General features: G+C 58.4%; 3 protein-coding genes and 1 pseudogene. All 4 read left to right on the top strand.

Features of this window, described 5'->3' with window-relative positions:
* The first annotated feature begins 84 nt into the window (after positions 1–84).
* Positions 85–516: a hypothetical protein gene (locus tag L0H65_RS18885; protein ID WP_301460740.1), complete on the top strand. Its 432-nt coding sequence runs from the start codon at positions 85–87 to the stop codon at positions 514–516.
* 42 nt (positions 517–558) lie between these two features.
* Positions 559–1,227 (top strand): helix-turn-helix domain-containing protein, encoded by a 669-nt coding sequence (locus L0H65_RS18880; protein WP_301460739.1) that lies wholly within the window; start codon positions 559–561, stop codon positions 1,225–1,227.
* Positions 1,214–1,795, top strand: coding sequence for a hypothetical protein (locus L0H65_RS18875; RefSeq protein WP_301460738.1), 582 nt, complete (start codon positions 1,214–1,216; stop codon positions 1,793–1,795). Before L0H65_RS18880 ends, L0H65_RS18875 begins: the two co-directional genes overlap by 14 nt.
* Positions 1,792–2,122, top strand: a pseudogene (locus L0H65_RS18870) (hypothetical protein); the annotation flags it as partial. The gene L0H65_RS18875 and the pseudogene L0H65_RS18870, both read left to right, overlap by 4 nt.

The raw sequence follows: 2,122 nt of genomic DNA, 5'->3' as shown, positions 1-2,122 counted from the left end.
TGGTTGATGGTTCTTTGATGGCTGGTGCCCCTTTGGACACCATGCTTGATTGTGTCTCTTTGCAGATGCAAGCGAGGTCCTGCGATGACGGACGTTCTGGAATATCCCTATCCCCTGGATTTGCGTTGGCAACACGTTCAATGGCTTCCCATTCTCTTCAACAGATTTTTGACAAGCCGTTTCGGCACCATGTCCGATTTCGACGTAAGAGGCGCTGGAATGACACTTTGGGCGGCGGCCATGCAGAGCGATCCCCCCGCGACATTGGACGACGACGACCGCGTTTTTGCCTTTCATCTTCGCGTTCCGGTCGAGCGTTGGCTGGAGTTGCGTCACCGCCCCATCGGGGCACTCTACGGTTGGGTGCCAGTGAATTGCGGGGGCGAGCAGCGCATCACGCATCCGGCTTTGCTCGAAGCACTGGAGATCGCTGTTGTCGCTGCGAAGCTGCGTCAGCGGGGAACGCGGGGACGCAAGATGTGGGCGCCACCAGATGCTGGTCGTCGCGACAGATAGGCATACTCCAACCCGTCGATGTCGTACGACGTGGAGGTCGCAATGAGCCATAAAGCGACAAATTGGCTCGCGAGCTTGGATGCCAATCTGATTGGGCCAAGCGAATTTAGGGTGTTGTTCCACCTGTGTGATTGCCACAATCCGTCTGCGGGCTGCTTTCCAACGCAGGCTTATCTGATTGCGATTACCGGTGCATCGAATGGGACTGTGAATAACGCACTCAACCTGCTGGAAGAAAAGCGCCTGATTCAGCGTCACAGAGAGCGCGATGGCAAGTCACGCCGACAAAAGCCCACACGCTACATATTGGGGTTTGAGTTGGTGGAAACACAAGAGCCGACTCCAAAATCTGGAGACGGGAAATTGACAAAGCCGACTCCAAAATCTGGAGACGGAGCCGACTCCAAAAAACAGGGCGAGCCGTCTCCAGAAAACAGGGTGAGCCGTCTCCAGCCCACTGGAGAGGAACCTGTAAAGAACCAAGTAACTAACCAGCGCGCGCAAAGCAAACCGAGTTTTTTCACGTCGGATGAACACTTCGAAGCCAGAGAAATCGCAGAGCAAATCAAAGCCGGAAGCAAGGTGGTTTGGAGTGCGGTTCGCAAAAGGGTTTGGGAATGTATGATCGCAAATAACCTGATTTCAAAAGTGGACGCCAAGATCCACGGTTTGATTTGCTTAGAAAAGGGGCAGGGCAGTGGATCACGTTGAACAGGCAGCAGGGGAAAAGCGGGTGCGGGCGGTGCTGATTGAACCGTTGCTGCGGCGGGGTCTGGCGAAGCCGGGTGGTTTGCCAAAGGATCAGTTCGCCGCCATGCAGGCGGATCTCTGTGCGAAGCTGGCCTATATGTCCGACCTCAACCTCGCCGCGTTGGAGGAAGAAGCCGCAGGCATGGCAGGCGGCAAGGAAAAGGATCGGTTTCCGGTTGGCAACAAGATCCTCGAACGGGCCGGGCAAATTCAGCCTCCGGGCGATGATGCCTCCCCGCTGATCCGGGCCGTGTTCGCCGCCCAGCTTGGGCTTGATGCTTTGGCCGGTGGGTGGGCGCCGGAACTGCTGACAGAGTTGCGCCAAACCCGGCGGTGGCCCGGTTCTTATGCGGTTCAGAAGATCCGCGAAAAGGCCGATGACCCGGTGCGCCAGTTGCGCAGCTTTGAAACCCGGCTGGCGCAAGGCGATGTGCTCACGCCGCCCGAAGATCATTGGCGCACCCGCCGCCGGGCGCTGATCGCCAAGTGCCAGGCCATTGCCGATCGGCGGCAAGGCGGTGCGGCGTGAAGCTGATGAAATCGTTCGACAGTTTGGCCTCTTCCAGTGTCACGGCAGATCGGCGGCAGGTGGCGTTGGACCGTATTGCGGCGTCTGATGCGGCGGTGCAAGAGATCGTGGCCCGGTCAGTGCCGCCGCGTCAGATGAGTGCCGCTGCGTTGGCCCCGGCGCGCGGGGCAAAGCGCTTGGTGGATGAATACCTGCTGCTGCCCGGTGGCACCCGGCGCTATGTGGGCGCGCATTGGATTGATGCGGATATCCTCGACAAGATGTGCCGTGATGCATTTGGGCGGCATGAAAAGGCGGGTGGTTTGGTTGATGATTTCACCGCCCCGT

It is taken from the genome of Pseudorhodobacter sp., assembly GCF_030452865.1.
GTDB lineage: Bacteria > Pseudomonadota > Alphaproteobacteria > Rhodobacterales > Rhodobacteraceae > Pseudorhodobacter.
This window is presented reverse-complemented; position numbering and strand designations above follow the sequence as displayed.